This is a genomic window from Listeria costaricensis (assembly GCF_900183385.1).
Classification (GTDB): Bacteria; Bacillota; Bacilli; order Lactobacillales; family Listeriaceae; genus Listeria; species Listeria costaricensis.
Map to the genome: position 1 here is coordinate 129936 of NZ_FXUT01000010.1, position 20181 is coordinate 150116.

Consider the following 20181-nt stretch of genomic DNA (forward strand, 5'->3'; position numbering starts at 1 on the left):
TATTGTTATAAAACAGTTTATTTTCTGTTTATTTATCCTATAACAACTCAAAAAAGCACCAGTCAGCTTTGACTGGCGCTTTTCATAAGATCCGTTTATTCTAATGGACCTCTTCCAAGATATGCTTTGAACATCCAAATGTGTTTGTCAATGCTGGTTTTAAAGCCAATCAGCATATCATTAGTTACATCGTCTCCTTCTTTATCAGAAAGATCGATCCCTTGTTTATATTCATCACGTAATAATTCTAATGTCGCTACTAAATCTTCCATTAAGTCTTCCATGGATTTAGGTTTTGTGTAAGGAGCTTCTTCAATACTCGTGTTTTCCAAGAACTCTTTTAAAGTGGAGAATGGGCTGCCGCCAATGGCAAGGAGACGTTCTGCTACCTCATCCATTTGTTCGCCGAATTCGCTGTAAAGCTCATCCATTTTTTCATGCAAAGTAAAGAAATTTTTGCCGCGCATATACCAGTGGATTTGGTGAATTTTAACGGTAAATACATTCAAATTGGCTACCTGATGATTTAAAAATTCCTTTGTGTCGACAGAGTTAATAGTTTTCATAATTGATGATCTCCTCCTAATTTGTAATCATTATCAACTAATAATAATTATAATATACTTCCAACCATTTGTCCAGTGTTGAAAGCTTCACAAAGAATATTTACCACTTATTTTTTATTTTAAACGCTTTTTCTGCTTTCGTCGAGATTTAATCGGTCTTCCTTGCAACAGTTCTCTAATCACGGCATAATAAAAGAAGACTGGAGGGAATGGAATGAAGTGGTTGACCAACCAAAAAAAGCCTATAACAGAAAAAGAGATTGCAGGTTTGTCCGGACTTGCTGCCCAGCTTCCGTCCTCTTATCTCGAACTATTGCTTCTTCAAAATGGCGGCTATCCTTCGCTGAATGCTTTCCCAACAACAGAGCCGACTTCCTATGGCATGACTCATTTAGAAATTTATCGGATTATGGGTTTAGAGGAGCTAGTTTCTGAGGTAAGCTACGAACGTGAAAATCAGTTAGCCTGGCCCAAACTATACTTTTCGGCAGATGGTCCGCGGTTTTTGGCGTTTGATTTTTCGACAGATGAGCCGTCCATCAAGTATATTGATTATGAAACCTTGCAGGTGCTGGGTGTGGCGGAAAGCTTTGAAGCATTTCTTGAAGGGCTTTACACGGAAACTTTTCCCATTGAAAAGGCAGCAAGCTTTCCTCTAGAAAAACGGATTCAGCTCTTCTATACACTCTCGGCAGAGCAAAAAGGACAGCTGCTCGAGCATTTGGAGGACATGCCGGAAAAACAGGTTTATTTAGACTTGCTTGCCGATTTGATTCCGATAGATTGCCCAAAAGCGCTGGCATTAACGGAAAATCAATTGACTTATTTTCGGCGTTCATTGACTGATCAGGACGCTAAAAAACTTTTTGAAGCCTTTAAAAGGGCCGAATTAGATAAAAATCAGCTTAAGCGGCTGGAAAAACTTTGGGAGGATTAACATGATTACAGTAGAATTTGTTTGTTTAGGAAATATTTGCCGTTCACCCATGGCAGAAGGAATTTTTCGTCAACTGGTAGAGGAAGCGGGCTTGACTAAGAAGATTGCAGTTCGCTCAGCTGCAACTGGCAGTTGGAATTTAGGCAAAGCTCCACATCGCGGAACCCAACAAGTTTTAAAGAAGCACGGTATTGATTATACGGCGATGAAAGCAACTAAGCTGACTCAGGATGAAATTGCAGATACGGACTATTTGATCGGCATGGATGAGGCGAATCTGGAGGATATTCGCGCTATTGCTGGTTCTCCCTATCTTTCCCAATTAGCCAAATTGATGGATTTTGTAGAGCATCCTGAAAAAGAGGAAATTCCTGACCCTTACTATACAGGCGATTTTGATGAAACGGAACGCCTTGTGCTTGCTGGTTGCAAGGGACTTCTTGAAAAAATTAAATCAGACCATCGTTTTTAATACGTTTTAGATGTATCAAAAAGTGGTATAGTCTATCTGACAATCAAAAGGAATGGGGTTTTACTTATGTTAGGTATTATTTGGGGGATTATTGTTATTCTCCTCGTTATTTGGCTGATCGGTATCATTTTCCATATTGCCGGCGGTTTGATTAATATTCTGCTAGTGATCGTTTTGATCCTGGTCATCTGGAATCTAATTCAAATGGCACGTAATCGACGAGGATAACAAAAAAAGAGCCTGTGGTGAGTTTTTACCACAGGCTCTTTTTTTATTTTTGAGCTAAATGCTGTTTGCGCAACTGTTCAGCCAGTTCAAGCCGAGTGGGTCGCTTCATTCCTTTGGCGATTTGTTCCGTCCACGTTTCACTGCGCATGCCGCCAGTTCGTTTTTCATAATAAGTACGAATCTCTTCATCATATTGCTGGTAGTCTGCCATCGTGCGAACCTGATAGCGGTCCTGATGATAGATGAGCTTTTCGGGCATTCTTGGTTTGGGTGCCGAAAGCTGTTTGGGATGCCCGATGGTTAAGCCAAAGAGCGGCATGGCATGGTCTGGAATTTCTAACAATTCTATGACGCGCTTGATGTCATTTCGAATGCCACCAATAAAACAAATGCCGAGCCCCATCGATTCAGCGGCGACAGCCATATTTTGAGCAGCAAGCGTGGCATCCACTACGGAGACCAGCCATTTCTCAATGGTGTCGAGCGATTCTGCCGCTACACTCTGAGCCTCTGCTATTTGTTTACTGCGGGCTAAATCACTGACAAAAACGAAGAACTGCCCTGTCGTGCGGACATAATCGGCACTTCCAGAAATCTCTGCAAGTACTTCCCGCTTTTTAGGATCTGATACACCAATAATCGAATAGGCTTGAATAAAATTAGAAGTTGAAGCGGACTGTGCGGCTTTAACAAGCAAACGAATTTCTTCCTCTGAAAGCGGCTGATCCGTGAAAGCCCTAACGGAATAATGGCTCAAAAGCTGCTCAATCGTATCATTCATCTTTTTCCCCCCTCTTAGTCATCAAAAATATGGCGCTCATAATGCGGCGCGGTCTCTAACTGCGAAAACGCCTGTTGTCTGAGTGCTTCATAGACTAAAATTGCCGCTGTATTGGAAAGGTTGAGCGAGCGAATATTTTCCGTCATTGGAATCCGAAGCGCTGTGTCCTCGTATTTGCGCAGTAGGTCCTCTGGCAGCCCAGTGGTCTCCCGTCCGAAAATAAAATAATGCGCCTCGTTTGAATCACTAAAATCAACATCGCTGTAAACATGTCGACCGAATTTTGTAATGCAGTAGTAATGCCCATTCGGATTCTTTTCAAAGAAGTCATCGAGTGAGTCATAATAATGGATTTTCACATGATCCCAGTAGTCAAGACCTGCTCGCTTCAACATCTTATCGTCTGTTGAAAAGCCTAGCGGTCGGATTAAATGGAGATCCGTATCGGTTCCTGCACAGGTTCGGGAAATATTCCCCGTATTGGCAGGGATTTCTGGTTGATAAAGAACAACATGATTGGACAATAGGTTCACCTGGTTTCTATCATTTTTTCTGCACGTGCGAGTTCTTTCAGCACGTCTGGATCTTTTTCCTGCAATTTTGCCTTCCTAATGGCGTCTGCCGCTTCCTCATTTGCAATCTTGCCGAGCGACCAAGCGGCGGTTCCACGAATGACAGGGCGCGGATCATTTTTTAAAACCTCACAAAGAATCGGCACTGCGGTTATGTCCCGGTAGCGCCCCAAAATAAGGATTGCATTTCGCTGAATCGGCTTTTTACCTCGCCATGAACCGGCCATCTGACCGAACTTCGCTTGAAATTCCTTGTTTGAAATCGACAGGAGCGGTTTGAGCTCTGGTCGCACCAAATCAGGATCAGGCTCCATCTCCGCATGCAGATGATAATCGACACCGCGGTTATAAGGACAGACAACTTGGCAGGTATCACATCCATATAAACGATTATGCAGCACATCGCGATATTTTTCATCTAAGAAGCCTTTGGTTTGCGTCAGATAACTGAGACAAATCAGCGGATTCATTTTGCCTTCACCAAGCAGCGATCCTGTTGGACACGCCTTGACACATTGGTTGCAGCTGCCGCAAAGGTCACCGATTGGCTGATCTGGCTCAAAAGGAAGATTTGTGATCATCTCGCCAAGGTATACATAGGAACCGTATTCTTTTGTCAGAAGTAATGTGTTTTTGCCGCGAGCGCCGATTCCAGCTCGTTCAGCCACCGCTACATCTGAAAGTTCCCCCGTATCGACCATCGATTTCATCCGAGCCTCTGGAGCACGCTGCTTAATGAAGGCTTCTAGGAGGGCCAACTTCTCCCGCAAGATCGTGTGATAATCGATTCCCCAAGAAGCTCGTGCAAAAACACCACGTCTGGCTGCTTTTTTGCTTGTCGGAGTTTCTTTCAATTTGGAAGGATAGGCTAGTGCGATGGCAATGATCGACCTCGGCTCCTCAAAAATCAGCTCTGGATACACCCGCTCATCGATATGAGGATGCTCGAAACCTGTCAAAACGTCTGCTTCCTCTGCCTTTTTCAGCCGGGCTTTTAGAAACAAAAACGGGTCTGCTGTTGTAAAACCGATTTTTTGGATGCCGATTTCTGCCGCATAGGTCTTGATGGCTTCTTTAAGCGCTTGAGGATTCACTTTGAAAAACCTCCTTCAAAACAAAAATAAACGCAATGCTTCGCTTAAAAAGGTCGAAACACTGCGTTAGTAACAATTTTTAAAAGAGCGGGTGAAGGGAATCGAACCCTCGACAACAGCTTGGAAGGCTGTGGTTTTACCACTAAACTACACCCGCATAATGGTTGGTATCACTTGTCGTAACAACTTTTATATCATATCATTTACCTACCATTTTGACAACCCTTTTTTGGAAATTTTTTACTGATTTTTGATTTTCCATGCCACTTCTGCATCACTTCCAACCCAAAATTCTCCATTATTCCGAAACTTCATCATTAAAATTTTTTGATCTACCAGCCAGAAGTCTAAATCATTTTGCTTTGGAAGTGCATAATTTGCCTCCAGCCAAAGCGGTTCATAGGTTCCTTCAAGACATACTTTTTGATCAGCAAAATAACAAGCAGTCTTTTCTGCCCCGAACAATAGCTCTCGAAGCGTAAACGTTTTAATTAGATGTGCCAAGCTATGAGGCAATGGGGTGATTTCTTCTGTTGCTCCCATAAAGAGTGCCGGTGCATTGCTGAAAATATGTGGCTCTTTCTGGCAGGCTTCTACCCAAATATAGAAGCAATCCTGGTTTTCTCCAATCAGACGAAAGCGACCATCTTCTTCTTTTAAATTCTCTGGTTGTACTAAGTAATCCTGCAGACCAAATCCACCTACCTCTCCCCAGTTGCTGAGAAATTGGTAATACTCGACAATCATTTGTGGGAAACGGTTAGGAAATTTTACCGTGCTACAGAAATCTGTCACTCGTGGTTTATTTTTGTACCATTCCTCCATAAATTGCTTGATATCATCTAGTTGGTTCGTATCTCGGAATCGCACGATCTGTTCCTCCTATTTGTTAAGTAAAATTTCTTCTATCTATTCATTGTGCTCAGGCAGCGCTTTTTTACGTCAACCACGGTTCCCGGCTGGTCACAACGGCTTATTTCCCAACTCATTTTCGGTGGTATTTGCTAGGAATTGTCGAAAAGTATATTGCGCGGATTTATGAAGAAGTAAAGAGGCGACCATTTTAAATCATAGAAATTTCCAAGTGTTTTGGAGCGTGACGAGATGAATATTCTCCGACTTCATGCTGAAAGCCCTTCTTAAATAAAAATCAGGAAAGAGAGGCACTTCAACTGAGGCGCCCTCTTCTTCCCTGATTTTTTAATAGAGCAGATCGAGAAATTCTTCTTTTGTAATGTTGCCGAAATAGGTTTTGATCTCCACATCCTGCAAGGCTTTTTCTAAATCTTCGCGTTTATAGTGGATGCCGCGGAGTTTCTGTTCAATATCTGTTACGTCGCCGATTCCAAAGAAATCACCGAAAATCTTGATATCACTGATCACGCCTTTTTCAACATCCAGACGCACATCGATGGACCCTACTGGGAAACGTTTGGAACGCTCCAGATTGAATTTCGGAGATTTGCCGTAATTCCAGTCCCAATTGGCATAACGCGCGGCCGAAATTTCATGGATGCGTGCCCAGTCGGCCTCCGTTAGCTGATATTCTTTGACATCTGCTACATCCTCCACGTCAAAAATGAAACGAAGCAGGTGATCGCGGAATTCTTCTGTGGTCATTTTTTGATCCATAAATTGCGAAATATTGGCGACACGGCTACGGACTGACTTGATTCCTTTTGATTCCAGTTTATCTTTTCGAGGTTTCAAGGAGGCCGCTACATGGTCCAAATTCAAATCCAGCATTAGGGTCCCATGCGAGAACATTTTACCCTTTGTGGCAAATTGCGCATTACCTGAAACCTTATAGCCATCGATCAGCAGGTCATTGCGGCCTTTTAGTTCTGCTTCCACGCCAATTTTTCTTAGCGCTTCGACGATTGGCTGCGTGAATTTGGCAAAATTATGGAAGTTTTCGCCATCATCTTCTGTGATAAAACTGAAATTCAGATTGCCTTCATCATGATAAACGGCTCCACCACCTGATAACCGCCGCACGACAATGACGCCATTTTTTTCCACATATTCTGTATTAATTTCTGCCACCGTATTTTGATTGCGCCCGATGATAATTGATGGCTGATTAATGTAAAACAGGAGAACCGGCTCGTCCAAGTTTAGTTCAGTCAGAATAAATTCTTCGACAGCTAAGTTGATTCGCGGATCTTTCTCATTATTATTATCAATAAAATACACGTTTTTCTACCCCTTTATATTGTAATCGATAATCCTTTTTCAGCAAGTAAAATTTCTCCGTCAAATTCAGCAGCAGCTTCGTTTTTAAGCTGCGCCAGTGAACCATTTTGCGGCAAATGAGTGAGCATCAATTTTTTTACAGAGGCTAGTTTAGCAAGACGCCCCACCTCAACACTCGCCATATGTACACGCGACTTTCCAGCCATTTCCTTGAAAAAGTTGGTATCTGCAAATAGAAAATCAGCCTGTTCAGAAAAACGGACAAAACTTTCCTGATAGGCACTGTCTGCTGTATAAACGATTGATTTCCCATTAGCAGTAAAGCGCATCGCAAAACAAGGTACCGGATGGATGGTCCGCAAGAATGAAATGCTGAACGGTCCAACTTCCAGTGTATCAGTTTCATGATAGGTACGCGCTTCCGAAATGTCTTTCATGGTCAAATAGGAAAAACCGCGTTCGTCTTCCTCATGCGCATAAATCGGCAGTACTGGCAGGCGTTTTTCGTGATTTCCAAGCAGTCGAACATGCTGCAAGATGCCAACATCCGCCACATGATCGGGATGATAATGCGACAAGATGACTGCATCCAACTCGGCAGGGTCCACATAGTTTTGCATGATGGAAACAGCACTTGCTCCCACATCAATCAGCAGTTTAAAGCCGTCTTCCTCAAGCAAATAGCTGGAGGTGCCGTCATTTTTTAACGGATAGCCGCCCCAATGTCCAAAAACCGTGAGCTTCATGTTTTCACGTCCTTTCTGATTCCTTTTCATCATACACTAAAAAGCCGCTTTCAGATACTTCTATGCTCCTTGAACCAAACGATCTAAAAGTGCAAATAATACACGTTTGTTCTCTGCGGGGATTTCCGTTTGCTCGATCTCTTCGCGGCTTTGGATATACGGTCCCTCTGTGATGTAGGCCGCATCATGCTGAACGATTGCCGCTACATTTTCCCGCTTGGTTTCAAAATGAAATTGCAGTCCTACCAGGTTCGGCTCGACAAAAAAGCCTTGGTTGGCACAACCGACAGAGGCAAAAATCTGCTGTGCGCCCACCGGCAAAGTAAAAGTATCCCCATGCCAATGAAATACGGTCAATTCTTCGGGAAATGCATCAGTGATTGTTTTAGCAGCAGTCGTTTGGATGGGGAAAAAGCCGACCTCTTTCACCGGGTTCGGTACAACCTCCCCACCAAGTGCCGCAGCAATTTGTTGGGCTCCTAAGCAGACGCCAAAGACGGGTTTTTTCGCCTGATGAAGCGCCTCGATCAAGCTGCGTTCCTTAGCGAGCGGTTCCCAGTCATCATAGATATTCATGGGCCCGCCAAGAACAACCAAAAAGTCAACCGCTTCTGCCACTGGAACAGCCTCCCCCAAGTCGAGCCGGTGAACCTGAAGGGCATATCCCCGCTCCTTGCACCAATCCTCTATCAGCCCTGGGTTTTCAAATGCGACATGTTGCAAACAATCAATTTTCATCCGCTTTCTCCTTTCAAAAAAGACCCCTCGGCAGGCGAAAAGTCAAAAGCCGTTAATCAGCTTTTCTTTTCTGCCAAATGGAGGAGTCCGATTTTTCATCATTGACTAAAATACTTTTTCTCAAGATCATCTGTCATTTTTTCGGTTTTAACGAGTTTTCCTGTCGCTACAAATCGCTTCGTCGTTTCTGTTGGTTTATCACAGGTAATCAAAGTGATCGTCGCATCATCAGTAGGATTAAGTACCGAAACGTCTGTCTCATTGATGGTCTTGGTTTGATCGATTTCATATTCATATACATTTTGTTGATCGGTTAGATAGACTTTCGCACCTTTTTTGACATTCATCAGCGGCCCGAAAAGCAGTGATTCCTGCTTCATATGGTGACCGGCCAGTGGGTAATTTCCCTCACCCATCGTCTGATCCGGCAGCATGGTCGTCGCTCCGGCCAGTAGATTTGCTGTGTTCGTTCCTTTAAAAACGAGCAATTGAATATCTACGGAAGGAATCGAGATTGCGCCTACTACGGCTTCTTTATCATAATTTGCCGCTCCCTGAAGAACAGAAGTCATGGATGGAAGCGCAACACTATCATAATCAAACGTTGCATCCTTCTCGCTGTTTTTTTCTATGTCTTTTTGTGAATAGTTTTCGATCGTTTCATGACCGCTCATATATTTTACGATCCCATCTTTAATGAAGGGAGAAAATACTAGAAGCAGGCCAATAATCAATATAATGATCGCTATTGTTTTCTTTAGCATATCATGCCTCCTCACCGCTTTCTTCATTATAAAGCAACTCCGTCCCTTCTGCAACTGGCAAGGAACGCCAGCCGGAATGCGGATCCATCAGCCCTTTCTTACCCGATAGAAATGGATTCCCCTGAACGGTAAAGCGCAGTGGATAAAAAGTGGCCAATCGTTTATTCGGAATGCCGATTCGCACGGTGCTCTCGATTCGCTGCGGAATCTTCCCTTCTTCCAGCCAGATATTACTGTTAAAAATCGTCTTGCCATAATCTTGCATGGTGAGGCGAAGAGCCTGGGTCAGCTTGCCAGGGCCATTTGAAATCTCTCGACCAGTGCGGCCGCCTCGGTTTCTGCTCATCTCAGCAAGCTGGTGCACCGGCTCGACAGCACGGATTAGTACGGCTTCTGGAACTCCCTCCGGCATGGTAATGATATTTAGCAGCACTTGCTGATGCATTTGGTACATGTAAATGTGGCCGGGAGACTGGAACATGATGCGGGTCCGCTTCGTCAATCGGTTGCCGTAACTGTGGGCCGCCTCGTCATCTTTTCCAAGGTAGGCTTCTGTTTCAGTAATATAGGCTTCGTAGCGTTCGTTTTCCGTCTCGTGGACGATTTTCTTGCCTAAAAGGTCCCGCGCCGCCATGATGGTGGATTTATAGTCAAAAAAAGCTGGTGTCAGTTTCATCGCATTCGCCTCACTTCCCTATTTATTTTAAGCAAAAGAATTCTTTTTTGCACGATTTTTCGCTTGGGGGAGATTTTCCGACTTGAGACGTATGTGTTTTGGTTTGCCTTTTGTTAAAGTTGTGTTAGAATTATGTTAACGTGGGTTCGGGTATGAATGTTGCAATTTATACATATGTGCCTGCTTTTTTTAATCAGCACGCTTTTTAATAAGCAGAAAAGAAACTCAGCAAAAAGAGTGTAGGAGAGGTGTACTATGAAGAATGGGAACGGGAAAGTCCGGGCCTTTTTGAGCAAGAATTATGGCTTTTTTATTCTTGCCGTTGTTTTATTTTGGATTAAATCCGTCATTGCCTATGTGACCCAATTTAACTTGGGTATTGAAAATTTGATGCAACAATTTCTACTGATCATTAATCCGATCGGTTCGACGGTATTCTTTATGGGGTTGGCCCTTTTTGCCAAAGGTCGCCGCTCGCATATTTGGATTATCGTGGTTGATTTCTTACTGACATTTATTCTTTACGCGAATATGGTCTATTATCGGTTCTTCAGCGATTTTATCACGCTACCGAACCTAAGTCCGAAACAAATGTCCAATATGGGCGATATGGCAGGCAGTGTATTTGCCTTGATGAACTGGACGGATATTTTCTTCTGGCTGGATATCATCCTTTTGATTTGCCTGCTCGCTTTCCACATTGTGGTACCAGAAAAATCAGATCGGATGCGTGCACGTAAAGTAGTCGGCGTTTTGACACTGGGTGTAGCGATTTTCTTTGCAAACTTAGGTCTTGCGGAAATCGATCGTCCGCAGCTTCTGACTAGAACTTTTGACCGTAATTATATTGTAAAATATTTAGGGATGACCAATTACCAGATTTATGATGCAGTGAAAAGTACGGAAGCAGAAACGCAGCGTGCTTTGGCTGACAGCAGTGATGTTGATGAGGTGCTCAATTATACAAAATCGAAATATGCCGCACCAAATCCTGAATATTACGGGGTCGCTAAAAACATGAATGTCATCTATATTCATTTGGAAAGCTTCCAGCAATTTTTAATTGATTACAAATTGAACGGCGAGGAAGTAACGCCGACCATCAATAAGTTTTTCCATGATGAGAATACGATCAGCTTTACGAACTTCTTCCACCAGACAGGGCAAGGGAAAACTTCCGATGCCGAAATGATGCTGGAAAATTCACTTTACGGGCTGCCGCAGGGTTCTGCTTTCACAACGAAGAGCCAGAACACTTACGAATCAGCGCCCGGTATTTTAGCCAATTATGGTTATGATTCAGCCGTATTTCACGGAAACTATAAGAGCTTCTGGAATCGGGATGAAATTTATAAAGAATTTGGTTATAATCACTTCTTTGATGCTAGCTACTATGATATGAAAGAAGAAGATTTAACGGAATATGGTTTGAAAGATAAGCCATTCTTTGAACAATCGGAGCAATATCTCGAGACGTTGCAACAGCCGTTCTATGCAAAATTCATCACACTGACGAACCACTTCCCGTATCCAATTGATGCGGATGAAGCAACCATTGACCCGGCGACAACAGGTGATTCATCTGTTGACACGTACTTCCAGACCGCCCGCTATTTGGATGAGGCTGTAGGCGAGTTCCTTGATTACTTGAAATCATCCGGTCTATACGATAATTCCGTGATCATCATGTATGGTGACCATTACGGGATCTCAGATAATCACGCGGATGCGATGAGTCAAATCCTTGGAACAGATTATAATGCTTACCAGAACGCCCAAGCACAGCGTGTACCGCTTATGATCCACATTCCTGGCGTTAAAGGTGGCATCAATACGACTTACGGCGGTGAGATCGACGTTCTGCCTACTGTTCTTCACCTTCTAGGCATTGATACGAAGGACTATCTCGAATTTGGTACAGACTTACTTTCAGAAGACCATAAGCAAATGGTGCCATTTAGAAATGGTGACTATATCACACCAGAATATTCCATGATTGGCGGTAAATATTATAACCAGCAAACTGGTGAGCCGATCGAGACGGAAACGAAAGAAATGAAAGAGACGAAACAGACCGTCCAGAAAGAATTGTCCCTATCCGATTCAGTTCTAGAAGGCGACTTGCTCCGCCTCTACAAGCCGGATGACTTCAAGAAGATCGATCCGACTGACTACAACTACAACAAAGGCAAGCAGAAATGGCCGGGTTCATCCTCTACTTCTGACAGCACCAAGGCTACTGAACAGTCTGGCAAAAATGAAGACAGTTCAGATGCAGCAGACTCAAGTGCCGCAACGGCCAATTAATATTCAACCAAAGCCCTGCAAGCTTAAAAACTTGCAGGGCTTTTTTGCATGGTTTTGACTCCCCCGCTTCTTTTTGCTATTCTATAAAAGGACTTCATCGAAAGGGAGAGACGCATGAAAATATTAAAAAATTATACGTTTACGATTTTGCTGCTAAGTGGCATCGTGATTGGTGGAATCTGTGGGATTGTTTTTGGAGAAAAAGCAGCCATTGTGAAACCAATTGGGGAATTGTTTTTAAATCTGATGTTTGTTGTGATCGTACCGCTTGTCTTTTTGAGTGTTTCATCTGCGATTGCGAACATGGAACAAATGAAGCGGCTTGGAAAGATTATGGGAACGGTTTTTGCGGTTTTCTTTACGACGGCACTGATTGCTGCTGTCATTGCTTTTATCGGCACCATGCTTTACAATCCGCTGCAAAATGTGGATACTTCGGCCCTTCTCGCCCACTTGCCGGAAGCACCGAGTGAACAAGGGAAATCACTTGGCGAGATTATTGTCTCCACTTTTACCGTGCCGGATTTTCTCGATTTATTTTCCAAATCTAATCTACTGCCACTGATCATTTTCTCGATTCTATTTGGTCTTGCCACCACTCTGGCTGGCACAAAAGGTCGACCGATTGCGGATTTTCTACAAGCAGGTACGACAGTCATTTTGAAAATGATCCAATTAATCATGTATTTGGCGCCAGTGGGACTGGGATGTTATTTTGCTGCGACAGTTGGCGAGCTCGGTCCGCAAATTTTGAGCGGCTACTTAAATGCCTTCCTGCTCTATCTGCTTTTAGCCATTGTTTACTTTTTCGGGGCAAACAGTCTGTATGCCTGGGTCGCAGGTGGAAAACTTGGCTTCAAGACTTTCTGGAAAAATGTACTGACCCCTGCTGTAACAGCGATTGCGACTTCTTCCAGTGCGGCTTCTATTCCCGCCAATCTGCTGGCAACGAAAAAAATGGGGGTTCCAGATGATATTGCGGAAACGGTCATCCCGCTCGGGGCTAATACCCATAAAGACGGTTCTGTTATGGGGGGAATCATTAAAATTGTCTTTCTCTTCACCTTGTTTGGTAAAGATATGACGAGTCCAAGCAGCATTTTATCCATCATCCTTGTGGCCTTTCTGGTTGGTGCCGTAATGGGCGCGATTCCAAGCGGTGGCATGACAGGTGAGTTGCTGATCTGTTCGGTATTTGGATTTTCACCTGAGCTTGTTGGAACGATCATGATCATTAGTACCATCATTGATATTCCTGCTACACTACTCAATTCAACCGGGAATACGGTCTGTGCCATGATGGTGACTCGCTTCGTGGAAGGAAAAGACTGGTTGAAGAAGAAAATAGTTGTGAAAGCATAGATACTAAAATTATATTACTTATTTTTGAGCAATTTTCTGGAATTGCTCTTTTTTTCGTTCTATAATCAAGTTGTAAGCGATATCAAAAGCAATCAAGGAGGAATTTTTCATGGGAAGATTAGCAGGAAAAGTAGCGATTATTACAGGTGCTGCAGGGGGCCAAGGCAAGGCAGAAGCACTACTGTTTGCTAAGGAAGGCGCCGTCGTTATCGCGACAGACATGCAAGAGGCTTTACTGAAGGAAACGGAAAAGGAATTACAGGCCATTGAGCCAAAATCGCTGACCTTCAAACATAACGTGGCGAGTGAGGAAGATTGGCAGCACATTGTGGACGAGGCAGTCAAGCACTTTGGGCATATCGACATTCTGGTGAATAACGCGGGGATTAGCACAGAACGGACCATTTTAAATACAACGCTCGACGAATGGAATAAAGTGCTTGCGGTTAATTTAAATGGCACTTTCCTCGGCATGCAGAAAGTGATTCCGCACATGCAGGAAAATGGCGGCGGCTCAATTATTAATATTTCATCAATTGCGGGACTGACCGGTGGATCTGGCGCCAGCAGCTATACCGCTTCTAAGGGAGCTGTTCGGTTGCTCACCAAGGCGACGGCGGTTGATTTTGCCAAAGATAACATTCGCGTCAATTCGGTTCACCCGGGCTATATTGAAACGCCGATGACGAAGCAGCTATTTGAAAGCGAAGAAACGCGCGGCTGGTTCCAATCACTCACACCGCTTCCACGACTCGGCAAATCCATTGATATTGCGGAAGGCGTCTTGTATCTGGCCAGCGATGAATCCAGTTTTGTCACAGGCGTTGAACTGCCAATCGACGGCGGTTATTTCGCACAGTAAACGGGAAATCGACAGCTTGTCCGTCTGGGCAGGCTGTCTTTATTTTGACTCTTCATTCTCCTAATTGTTTGTGCTACAATGAGTATGATAAAAGTTGGGAGGCAAAGAAACGCGAATGAGTAGTAAAGATTTTTCTTTTCACCGGAAAAGCCCGGAAGAATTGCTTGCACAGATTGAAAAGCTAAAACGTGGCAAATTGAAAATTTATATGGGGTCAGCACCTGGCGTCGGCAAGACCTATCGGATGCTGACGGAAGCCCATGAACTCAAGCAGGAAGGAATCGATATCGTGATTGGTCTTGCGGAGACACACGGTCGAAAAGAAACAGCCGCCCTCCTGCATGATTTGGAAATGGTTCCTTTAAAAGAAATCGACTATAAAGGAAAAATCTATCAGGATTTAGACGTGGAAGCGATTATTGCCCGAAACCCTGAAGTTGTGGTCATAGATGAACTCGCCCATTCAAATGTACCGGGCTCTGCAACGGACAAACGCTACCAAGACGTTAAGCAGATCCTGCAAGCCCGCATCAATGTCATTACAGCGGTGAATGTGCAGCATCTGGAAAGCCTGCATGATGTCGTCCATGACATTACGGGCGTTTCCGTGCGCGAGCGTATCCCTGATAGCATGATTGATGCGGCAGATGAAGTGATTCTGATCGATGTCACAGCTGAAACTTTGCAAAAGCGGCTCAAGGATGGCAAAATTTATCAGCCGGAAAAAATCGAACAGTCGCTTGAAAACTTTTTTACGACTAAAAATTTATCAGCCTTGCGCGAAATCGCCTTGCGTGAAGTGGCAGATGATGTAGATGACAAATCTGACAAAAAAGCGGCACAGCTTCGGGCGGCGATGATGAATGAAAAAATTCTCGTCTGTATCAAAAATGATGCCAATGCGGAAAAATTGATCCGCCGCGGCTACCGAATTGCCGATCGGCTGCGCAGTGACCTGTATATTCTGATGGCCATTGATAAAGAGCTGGACGAACTGCCGGCACATATTCAGGAAAGCTATGCAGAGTGGCGCGAACTGGCCCAACAATTTGGCGCCCATTTTCTACTTGAGCCGATGAAAGAGCGCAAAATTCCCCAAGTGATCACAGATGTGGCGAATAAGAAGCAGATTACCCAGATTATTTTAGGGCAATCGATCAAAAGCCGCGTGGAAGAGATTGCAAAAGGCTCGATTGTAAATGCGATCATGCGGCAAACTGATGGCGTGGACATCCATATTGTCGCCAATTCCAGAAAAAATTAGACTTCCCATATAAAAAAACCCCCGATTCTAAAAGCGGATCACTGTGTGGCCTATTTCCCACCAGTCGACCTGCTCCCACTTGAATCGGGGTTCTTTTATTTATTTCACTAAGCCGTGCAGAATATAGTCAACCGTATAGTCGACCTCTGCCTTGTCGTCCCATGTGGCATCTGGCATCACAACGAAACGCGTCAGTAAAAAACCGACAATATTGGTAATCAAGGCGCGCATGATCGTGCTGTTGGGCATATCGGCAAGCTCGCCGCGTTCCTTATAGTAATTAATCAAGCGGTCAAATTTTCCTTTAACATGCGTCATGAAGATTTCCGAAAATTGCTCCCGCAGCTCATCATGATAAAACAACTCCAAAAAGTAAATTTTAATAAGTTTACCGTTTTTTTCTGTGAATTCATAACGATTTTCAATAATATTTTTCACAAGCGTACGGAAGTCTGGATAGTCATGGTCAAGAACTTCCTCTGAAAAATTGGCTGCAAAAAACGGAATGACACCGCTGATTAGTGTCGGCATGGTGAGCGCCATTAATAAGTCCTTTTTGGTTTTATAATGCCGGAAGATTGTCCCTTCCGCCACGCCTGCTTTTTTCGCGATCTCACTTGTACTCGTTCCGGCAAACCCCTTCTCCGCAAAAAGTTCGATCGCTGCTTGAACGATCCGTTTCTGCTTTTCACTCATATGCCGATCTTCTTCCATCAAGTCCAACATTTTTTTGGCAATATCATCTGTTTCTTTCACTACGCTCTTCCTTCCTTACACCTTACGATATTTTTTCAAGGCAAAAATATTTAAAATCAAGAATACGGCTGCAAAGGCGACTAAAATATAAAAATCTGCCGCAAAACTGCTAAAACCTTCCCCTTTGATCATAATGTCCGTTAGCGCCGTGGCTCCGTAGTACATCGGCATCAAGTGCGCAATCCACTGCAACCAGTCTGCCATTCCTTCAAGTGGAAAAATCCCGCAGAACAAGAGTTGCGGCACAATCACGATTGGAATAAACTGGATGACCTGAAATTCATTATTGGCAAAAGTTGAAAGCAACATCCCGAGTGCCAGCGATACGATCGCAAGCAGCAAAGTAATGAGCAACACATACCAGATCGAACCGTTTTGTGTCATGTCCAGTACATGAATGGAGAAAAGCGCCACAATAATGGATTGAATTAGGGCAAATAACCCAAAACCAATCATATAGCCGAGTTCGAGCTCATAACGCTTAATCGGGGTCGCCATTAGCCGCTCCAAAGTGCCTGTCGTCCGCTCGCGTAAAAAGGAGATTCCGGCAATCAGAAAGACGAAGAAGAAAACAAAGAACCCGATAAAGATTGGCCCTATCGTATCAAAGTAAGTCGTATCTGCATTCCCATAAACATAATCGGTCGACAGTGTTAATTGGCCATTTGCAAGCAGCATTTCCTCACTGGAATCCGTACTGCTTCCTGTCATTTGACTAATCTGATCCATTTGAGCCTGCATAGCTTTGGCGGCCTGCTGCATGCTCGCTTCCTGCATACTCATCAGGCTTTTTTGCAGCTTCATCGTGATTTCTTTGCTGACAGCTGGGTCACTATTTTCAAATGTCACGTTCAGCTTATCGCCATCCTGCACGATAAAAGCGTCCAGTTCATTCGCTTTGATGGCGGCCTCTGCACTTTGATCCAACTCATCATACCTTTTGATTTTTAAGTCGTTCTCTTTCAGCGTTTGAACCAGCTCATCTGAAAGGCCTGTCTCGCCGATGACCGGTTCGACTGCTTGGTCATTGAATAAGTAGTTGAGCAGAGTGATCAAGACAAGCGGCGCTAGAAACATTAAAGCAAGTGTTCGTTTGTCTCGTTTAAATTGTAAAATAATCCGTTTGACAATGGCAAGTGTTCTCATTATGCTTCCCTCCCGAACGCCAAAAAGGCATCTTCCAGGCGGTTCGTCTCTGTATGTGCCGCTAGTTCGTCAGGTGTTCCGCGGGCAATAATTCGTCCTTCTCGCACCATTGCCAGCTGGTCGCATTTTTCCGCCTCATCCATGACGTGAGTGGTGACGAGGATGCATTTTCCTTGGTTTTTCAGTTCGGCTAGTTCTTCCCAAATTGCTTTGCGTAATTCTGGATCGATTCCAACTGTCGGTTCGTCCAAAATCAGGACATCTGGATTTTGTAAAACAGAAATGGCCAGCGATAATCGCCGCTTCATTCCCCCTGAAAAGGCGGTCACTTTTTTGTTTAATTCAGCCGTCAAATCAACCAATTCAGCCGCATAGGCTATTCGTTCCTTTTTTTCTGCACCTTTCAAGTGATATAAGGACGCAAAAAAGTCAAGATTTTCTTTAGCTGTTAGTTCCATATACAAGGCATCTGATTGTGCCATGTAGCCGATTTTCGGCACGACTTTCAGCGAAGGCATGGAGGTTCCAAGCACTTTTACTTTTCCACTCGTGGCCTTCTCCATACCGACAATCGCCTTCACAAGTGTTGTTTTACCTGCACCGGACGGACCAATCAAGCCAAAAATCTGACCGCTATCAATCGTTAAATTCACCTTTTTTAAAATTGATTTCTTCTGTAAAATGATATCCAGTTGCTCCACTTCGATCAATGGTTGCATCCTTTCCCCTCCTCCAAATGAGTGAGTGCTTACTCATTTATACTATACAATATTTTCATCATTTGTAAAGCAAAAACCAGCCAGCGGTTCGACACGTCCCAAAGAGGAGGAGTTGCCGGCCGCTGTCTGGTTTTATTTTCGTAAATAAATGTCTGATATTAAGTGATTGCTGCCCTTTTGCAACACAAGATCTGCCCGATATTTTGTTCGCTCGATGTTTTCTTTCAAATTGACACCATTAATATTGTCCCAAATGTCGAGCGCATATTGGCCGGCTTCTTCCCGGCTGATTTTGGTGTATGGATGAAAATACGAGCTTTCATCTTGAAAAGCAGTTTCTCGCAACATATAAAAACGTTCCAAATACCACTTTTTAATATCTTCTTCCGCAGCATCCATGTAAACCGAGAAATCAAAGAAATCACTCGGCAAAAATTGTTCTTTTTGATCTACTTGTAACACATTGATGCCCTCTATGATCACAATATCAGGGCGGTGAATCGTGCGGGTTTCTTTTAGCACATCATAGGTGAAGTGCGAATATAGTGGCACCTCTACCTCTTCTTTTCCAGCCTTAAGATCCATTAAAAACGAATGAAAACGGGCTCTGTCGTAGCTTTCTGGAAACCCTTTGCGGTCCATTAGTCCTTTTTCTTCCAGCTGTTGATTGGGATATAAAAAACCATCTGTTGTGATCAGCTCCACCTGCCGAGTTTTGGAGAACCAGCGATCAAGCATCAGTTTAAACACGCGGGCGGTTGTGCTTTTCCCAACCGCAACACTCCCAGCAAGCGCAATAATAAACGGCGAACGGGATTCTTTTTTCTTGAGGTATTCCATTTTCTCCCCGTGGATAAAAATCGCTTCATGATATTGAATCGCCATCAATTTGATCAGCGGCAGGTAAATATCAGAAATATCTGCGAGCGAGATTCGATCATTGAGTCCCCGAATGGCCTCTAGTTCTTCTGCCGTCAGTATCTGATCTTTACTGACCTCAAGCTCCCGCCATTCATCCCGCGAAAAATGAAAGTAATGTTCATAATAGTTCATGGATAGATTCCGTCCTTTTGCTAATCTTTACGTGAAAGCCTAAACAGTTATACGATTAAGCATACCGTAATTGGCTGGAAACTGCAAGATGCTCTCTTTAGTAAGTCCGGTATACATAGACATCTTTTGGTTTCGAGATTGTCTCATAATGGTCCACTTTAACGGCAGGGATGTTCATTTTGAAAGGCGCATAATATTCCTGCTCAATCGTCCCGGTAACTTTTAGCCAGGTGTCATCGTCAAATTTGGCCCCTTCCGGCATATTCGTCAGCATGCCGTAAACACCTGAATCCGCCACACAATGAATGATGCCAAATCGGAATAAAAAGACATTGTTCACATCTGTCACTGTATCATTGTAGACAAAGCCGGTAAACTGGATCTTTTTGCCAATAAAATCACCCGGATAATTGTAAATGATTTCCATCGTCATCAAGTAATTATCGTCGGTGACAATGATTGGATTCTCTTTATCCAGTGATTTCCGTTCCTTTTCCATCATTTTTTGGTAATCACTTGCTCCAAAATAACCGCTCGTATCCGGCCGTAAAAATTGATTCATGGCGTACGGATCATCACCTGCTGCATTATTCTTCGGAAAATGGAAGCCCTTGGCCGAAACGATCGTCGAATCCAGCGTTGCGACGGGGAATAAAAATCCGGCAATGAGCGGATAAATCAGCAGGCTATAGACTAGTATTTTTTTCCACCAGGTATTTTCGCCTTCATGTACGTGCCCCATATGTTCGTGATGGGCCGCCAGATCTTCATCCCGGAAAACCATAATCAATTGAATGATCGCAAGGAAAAAGGCCGCTATCATGGCCGAAATGGACAGATAGGAGTACTTCATATTGATATATTGGCTGATATTGCCACTGATATGCAGATACATTAAATAGAAACCAAAACCAAATAAAATAAACGCGCGAAGCATTCTTT

The 20181-nt window shown here is 43.8% G+C and carries 22 protein-coding genes and 1 tRNA gene; 7 read left to right on the top strand and 16 right to left on the bottom strand.

The genetic code is table 11. From position 1 onward, the window contains the following. Positions 1 to 95 precede the first annotated feature (95 nt). Entirely contained in the window at positions 96 to 566 is a 471-nt protein-coding gene (locus CS921_RS09610) for a Dps family protein (protein WP_099223311.1), read from the bottom strand. A gap of 214 nt (positions 567 to 780) precedes the next feature. Here CS921_RS09610 and CS921_RS09615 point away from each other — a divergent pair, with 214 nt between their 5' ends. The 3 genes from CS921_RS09615 to CS921_RS09625 all read left to right on the top strand — a co-directional run bounded on the left by CS921_RS09615 (position 781) and on the right by CS921_RS09625 (position 2203). After that, positions 781 to 1503, top strand: coding sequence for an SMI1/KNR4 family protein (locus CS921_RS09615; protein WP_099223313.1), 723 nt, complete (start codon positions 781 to 783; stop codon positions 1501 to 1503). 1 nt (position 1504) lies between these two features. Further along, the gene (locus tag CS921_RS09620; RefSeq protein WP_099223315.1) at positions 1505 to 1975 is read left to right on the top strand and encodes a low molecular weight protein-tyrosine-phosphatase; all 471 of its coding nucleotides are present in this window, start codon (positions 1505 to 1507) and stop codon (positions 1973 to 1975) included. 66 nt (positions 1976 to 2041) lie between these two features. Next, positions 2042 to 2203 (top strand): lmo0937 family membrane protein, encoded by a 162-nt coding sequence (locus tag CS921_RS09625; protein ID WP_099223316.1) that lies wholly within the window; start codon positions 2042 to 2044, stop codon positions 2201 to 2203. A gap of 43 nt (positions 2204 to 2246) precedes the next feature. Here CS921_RS09625 and nfsA read toward each other — a convergent pair whose 3' ends face one another. The 10 genes from nfsA to CS921_RS09675 all read right to left on the bottom strand — a co-directional run bounded on the left by nfsA (position 2247) and on the right by CS921_RS09675 (position 9770). Then, complete coding sequence (nfsA, locus tag CS921_RS09630) at positions 2247 to 2984, bottom strand: oxygen-insensitive NADPH nitroreductase (RefSeq protein WP_099223317.1); 738 nt, start codon at positions 2982 to 2984, stop codon at positions 2247 to 2249. Positions 2985 to 2998: 14 nt separating this feature from the next. Further along, positions 2999 to 3508 (bottom strand): tRNA (uridine(34)/cytosine(34)/5-carboxymethylaminomethyluridine(34)-2'-O)-methyltransferase TrmL, encoded by a 510-nt coding sequence (trmL, locus tag CS921_RS09635; RefSeq protein ID WP_099223318.1) that lies wholly within the window; start codon positions 3506 to 3508, stop codon positions 2999 to 3001. 5 nt (positions 3509 to 3513) lie between these two features. Continuing rightward, the gene (gene queG, locus CS921_RS09640) at positions 3514 to 4650 is read right to left on the bottom strand and encodes a tRNA epoxyqueuosine(34) reductase QueG (protein WP_099223319.1); all 1137 of its coding nucleotides are present in this window, start codon (positions 4648 to 4650) and stop codon (positions 3514 to 3516) included. An 86-nt stretch (positions 4651 to 4736) separates the two neighbouring features. Beyond that, positions 4737 to 4807 (bottom strand) — tRNA-Gly (locus CS921_RS09645). Between the two features lie 83 nt (positions 4808 to 4890). Continuing rightward, on the bottom strand, positions 4891 to 5520 hold the full coding sequence (locus CS921_RS09650) for a hypothetical protein (RefSeq protein ID WP_099223320.1): 630 nt from the start codon (positions 5518 to 5520) through the stop codon (positions 4891 to 4893). 330 nt (positions 5521 to 5850) lie between these two features. Then, positions 5851 to 6846 (bottom strand): lipoate--protein ligase, encoded by a 996-nt coding sequence (locus CS921_RS09655; protein WP_099223321.1) that lies wholly within the window; start codon positions 6844 to 6846, stop codon positions 5851 to 5853. A 14-nt stretch (positions 6847 to 6860) separates the two neighbouring features. Next, on the bottom strand, positions 6861 to 7592 hold the full coding sequence (locus CS921_RS09660; RefSeq protein ID WP_099223663.1) for an MBL fold metallo-hydrolase: 732 nt from the start codon (positions 7590 to 7592) through the stop codon (positions 6861 to 6863). Positions 7593 to 7652: 60 nt separating this feature from the next. Further along, a complete protein-coding gene (locus CS921_RS09665) occupies positions 7653 to 8330 on the bottom strand; it encodes a type 1 glutamine amidotransferase (RefSeq protein WP_099223322.1) in 678 nt (225 codons plus the stop codon). 98 nt (positions 8331 to 8428) lie between these two features. Further along, the gene (locus tag CS921_RS09670; RefSeq protein ID WP_099223323.1) at positions 8429 to 9094 is read right to left on the bottom strand and encodes a class A sortase; all 666 of its coding nucleotides are present in this window, start codon (positions 9092 to 9094) and stop codon (positions 8429 to 8431) included. Position 9095: 1 nt separating this feature from the next. After that, on the bottom strand, positions 9096 to 9770 hold the full coding sequence (locus CS921_RS09675) for a DNA-3-methyladenine glycosylase (protein WP_099223324.1): 675 nt from the start codon (positions 9768 to 9770) through the stop codon (positions 9096 to 9098). Between the two features lie 255 nt (positions 9771 to 10025). Here CS921_RS09675 and ltaS point away from each other — a divergent pair, with 255 nt between their 5' ends. The 4 genes from ltaS to kdpDN all read left to right on the top strand — a co-directional run bounded on the left by ltaS (position 10026) and on the right by kdpDN (position 15565). Next, positions 10026 to 12077, top strand: a complete 2052-nt coding sequence (ltaS, locus tag CS921_RS09680) for a lipoteichoic acid synthase (RefSeq protein WP_099223325.1) — start codon at positions 10026 to 10028, stop codon at positions 12075 to 12077. Positions 12078 to 12191: 114 nt separating this feature from the next. Further along, positions 12192 to 13439: a dicarboxylate/amino acid:cation symporter gene (locus CS921_RS09685; protein WP_099223328.1), complete on the top strand. Its 1248-nt coding sequence runs from the start codon at positions 12192 to 12194 to the stop codon at positions 13437 to 13439. 109 nt (positions 13440 to 13548) lie between these two features. Further along, complete coding sequence (locus CS921_RS09690; protein WP_099223330.1) at positions 13549 to 14301, top strand: SDR family NAD(P)-dependent oxidoreductase; 753 nt, start codon at positions 13549 to 13551, stop codon at positions 14299 to 14301. Between the two features lie 115 nt (positions 14302 to 14416). Continuing rightward, the gene (kdpDN, locus tag CS921_RS09695; protein WP_099223333.1) at positions 14417 to 15565 is read left to right on the top strand and encodes a KdpD-like non-kinase potassium sensor; all 1149 of its coding nucleotides are present in this window, start codon (positions 14417 to 14419) and stop codon (positions 15563 to 15565) included. Positions 15566 to 15664: 99 nt separating this feature from the next. On the opposite strand, the gene CS921_RS09700 is transcribed toward kdpDN, so the two are convergent. The 5 genes from CS921_RS09700 to CS921_RS09720 all read right to left on the bottom strand — a co-directional run bounded on the left by CS921_RS09700 (position 15665) and on the right by CS921_RS09720 (position 20176). Then, the gene (locus CS921_RS09700) at positions 15665 to 16321 is read right to left on the bottom strand and encodes a TetR/AcrR family transcriptional regulator (RefSeq protein WP_420843752.1); all 657 of its coding nucleotides are present in this window, start codon (positions 16319 to 16321) and stop codon (positions 15665 to 15667) included. Between the two features lie 15 nt (positions 16322 to 16336). Next, on the bottom strand, positions 16337 to 17467 hold the full coding sequence (locus tag CS921_RS09705) for an ABC transporter permease (protein ID WP_099223335.1): 1131 nt from the start codon (positions 17465 to 17467) through the stop codon (positions 16337 to 16339). Further along, the gene (locus tag CS921_RS09710; protein ID WP_099223337.1) at positions 17467 to 18186 is read right to left on the bottom strand and encodes an ABC transporter ATP-binding protein; all 720 of its coding nucleotides are present in this window, start codon (positions 18184 to 18186) and stop codon (positions 17467 to 17469) included. The genes CS921_RS09705 and CS921_RS09710 overlap by 1 nt, the downstream gene beginning before the upstream one ends. 132 nt (positions 18187 to 18318) lie before the next feature. Beyond that, positions 18319 to 19239 (bottom strand): type I pantothenate kinase, encoded by a 921-nt coding sequence (gene coaA / locus CS921_RS09715; RefSeq protein WP_099223339.1) that lies wholly within the window; start codon positions 19237 to 19239, stop codon positions 18319 to 18321. A gap of 97 nt (positions 19240 to 19336) precedes the next feature. Further along, positions 19337 to 20176 (bottom strand): TIGR03943 family putative permease subunit, encoded by an 840-nt coding sequence (locus tag CS921_RS09720; RefSeq protein WP_099223342.1) that lies wholly within the window; start codon positions 20174 to 20176, stop codon positions 19337 to 19339. Positions 20177 to 20181: the final 5 nt, after the last annotated feature.